This is a genomic window from Mannheimia sp. E30BD (assembly GCF_041807785.1).
GTDB lineage: Bacteria > Pseudomonadota > Gammaproteobacteria > Enterobacterales > Pasteurellaceae > Mannheimia.
Map to the genome: position 1 here is coordinate 1 of NZ_JBGTYX010000059.1, position 617 is coordinate 617.

General features: G+C 32.4%; 1 protein-coding gene. It reads left to right on the forward strand.

The window, feature by feature from the left end; all coding sequences use genetic code 11:
- Positions 1 to 164: 164 nt before the first annotated feature.
- Entirely contained in the window at positions 165 to 449 is a 285-nt protein-coding gene (locus ACERCG_RS12210; RefSeq protein ID WP_373612311.1) for a type II toxin-antitoxin system RelE/ParE family toxin, read from the forward strand.
- Positions 450 to 617 lie beyond the last annotated feature (168 nt).

The window sequence follows — 617 nt, forward strand, 5'->3', positions numbered from 1 at the left end:
AAAAATCCAGTGAGTACAACCAGCAAAATTGAATTTGTGGAACATAACCGCCCCTCAGAAGAGCAAGTCTTTTTGATGCGAATTTTGAATGGCGAAATTACATTCAAAAGTAATGAAGAAGTGTTGGAAAATCTGCGTAAAAGATTGAAATTAGATAAATAGTGATGAAAGTTGATTATATTGTTCAATGGTCTAATGAGGCAGAAGAGCAGCTCAATGAAAAAGCCGATTATATAGCAGAGCAAAGTAGTAGAGAGATAGCCAATAATTTCTTTGATAATATCAAAGAGACCACAGAAAAATTATCATATATTGCAGGAGCATATAACGACGGTAAATTCCATAAATTTCCCATATCTAAAAGCCGAAAACCTCATTCTGTACGATTTATAGTTGTTGGGGATTTGGTTTTAATTAGTGAGTTTATCCCTGCTGGTAAGAATGATTAAAATAACGCTAAAAGCTCGTTTTTTAAACGAGCTTTTACTTTTAGCTTATATTTTTGAAAGTATTATATTTACACTCAAATAGAACAAAAAAACATCTAATCGAATGACTTTTACACTAATTGCTAACAATAAGTACACTTATGACATCTACAACCGTGTGGCAACGAG

Bases quoted from the DNA above. Each gene is read 5' to 3' on its own strand.
- ACERCG_RS12210 (WP_373612311.1), top strand. From the start codon at position 165: ATGAAAGTTGATTATATTGTTCAATGGTCTAATGAGGCAGAAGAGCAG.